Below are 1,991 nucleotides of genomic sequence, written 5' to 3'. Positions count from 1 at the left end.
CGGATGACGACGCGGATGCCCTCGCCCTATACCCGGGCTCACGCCGAGGACTTCGTGGCCCGCTGCGGAACCCAGGACCGGGCGCGCGACAACACCTTCGCCATCGAACTGGCCGACGAGGGCCTGATCGGCGTCGTCGGGCTGTTCACCCACGCCGAGGGCCAGGTGGAGATGGGCTACTGGATCGGCCGGCCCTACACCCGCCAGGGCTATATGGCCGACGCCGTCCAGACCCTGATCCGGTTCGCGTTCAAGGGCTTGGGACTCCATCGGCTCGAGGCGGCCTGCCAGCCGCACAACCACGCCTCGGCGGCGCTGCTCACCAAATGCGGCTTTTCCGAGTGTCTACGCCGGTTAGAGAAGACACTTTTTCTCACCATTAGAGATGACACAGACTAGGAGCGTTAGGGTTGGCCGAAGGGCGGGCGCGCAGCTTTCAACATGCGCAGCGCACGACCGCCCGGCCAGCGCACCACAGGTCCGCAGCTGTTCCGTGCGAGCCTTCCGAACTAGATCGTTGTGAACATGTGCCCGATCTGTGCTGACCGCGCCGGCGCCTTGCGGCTCCTAACCTTCGGCGGCAGCTCGGCCTGCATTTTTCGACACAGTTCCAGAGCTTCGCTGAGCCGCTTGTTCTCAACGATGGCGCCCTGATCGACGCGGGTGATCCTATCGAATGTACGATAGGGCAGGGCCAAACCCTGATGGCGAACCTCAATCCGACCGTCTGGGAAGTCGTAGATCGTGACTTTCTTGCGGGGCAGGGCGCGTGTGATCTCATTCGGCTCAAGAATGAACATCACGCGATCGTACTGGACCGTCAGAGAGTGCGTGACTGTGCGCTCAACGCGCCAGGCGAAGCTTCCGTCCAGATCGTCCTGCGGCGCGAGCGGCCGATGCAGATCCTTGTCGAGCCGCGCAGGCTTTGCGAAGCGGCGGTTGTAGTCAGCCATAAATCCCGGGAGCAGGGCGTTGCCAGCCTCGATTCCGTCCGCGCCGGCCAGGCGCAGCTCCTTCACCAAGCGGTCCTGCAGCGTTTTGTGAGCGCGCTCGACGCGTCCCTTGGCCTGAGGCGCGTTGGCGCAAAGAATATCGATGTTGAGCTCGTGCAGGGCCCGACCAAACTGGGTCATGTCGCCGCCGTTGGCAGCGTCGGTGCGGTTGATCCGGAAAACCGAGTGCTTGTCGCTGTAGAGTGCGATCGGCTTGCCGTGATCCTCCAAGTAAGCCCGCATGGCCTGGAAGTAGGCAAAAGCGCTCTCGCTGGCGACGAAGCTCAGGTGCATCAGCCGACTGGTGGCGTCATCGACAAAGACCAGCAACGTGCATTGCGGACCGCGATCCTCAAACCACCAGTGCTCGCAGCCGTCGACTTGGACCAGTTCGCCCAGGCAATCGCGCCGATGGCGGGGCTGATGGACGCGCTTGACCCGGTCGCGCCGGCGCACCCAGATTCCATCTTCGATCATCCACTGGCGCAGCGTCTCGATACCGATCGGCAGGCCGTGCACCTCGGCCAGCTTCTCGGCCGCTAGAGTCGGTCCGAAATCCTCGTAGCGCTCGCGGACGATGGCCAAACAGGTCTGGCGAAAGGTCGCGCCGTGAGCACGATTGCTCGGCTTGCCACGGCGCTTAGAAATCAGAGCATCTGGGCCGTGGGCGCGGAAGGCGTCGAGCAGGCGGTACACCTGGCGGCGCTGCAACCCCATTAGCGCTGCGGCGTCTTCAACGCGCGTCCGACCGTCCGCCAGATCGATCATGACACGCAGCCGGCTGAGCTCTGTGCGGCTCATCGTGATCACCGTCATCCGCCGTCACCTTCAACGCCAAGGCCGAAAGAAGCGACTGTGTCATCTCTAACGGTGAGGCGGGTGACATCTCTATCGGTGAATTACAGACCAATTGCGTCCGGCATGGCTTTCCGGAAGGGCGCGGCGGCCGGATCCTGATTAGCGTGCGCCGCCAGAACGGCGACTTTCGGATCGAAATCG

2 protein-coding genes are annotated in these 1,991 nt (G+C 63.4%); one reads left to right on the top strand and one right to left on the bottom strand.

Annotation, left to right across the window (positions count from 1 at the left end; genetic code table 11):
- The coding region (locus NKJ21_RS27295; protein ID WP_254733411.1) for a GNAT family N-acetyltransferase at positions 1–399 on the top strand (399 nt) is incomplete at its 5' end.
- A gap of 110 nt (positions 400–509) precedes the next feature.
- Here NKJ21_RS27295 and NKJ21_RS27290 read toward each other — a convergent pair.
- The gene (locus NKJ21_RS27290) at positions 510–1,808 is read right to left on the bottom strand and encodes an ISNCY family transposase (protein WP_254733409.1); all 1,299 of its coding nucleotides are present in this window, start codon (positions 1,806–1,808) and stop codon (positions 510–512) included.
- Positions 1,809–1,991 lie beyond the last annotated feature (183 nt).

Source organism: Klebsiella sp. SWET4 (genome assembly GCF_024296565.1).
GTDB lineage: Bacteria > Pseudomonadota > Gammaproteobacteria > Enterobacterales > Enterobacteriaceae > Klebsiella > Klebsiella variicola.
The sequence above is the reverse complement of the archived record's forward strand: the minus strand, read 5'-3'. Positions and strand labels throughout refer to the sequence as shown.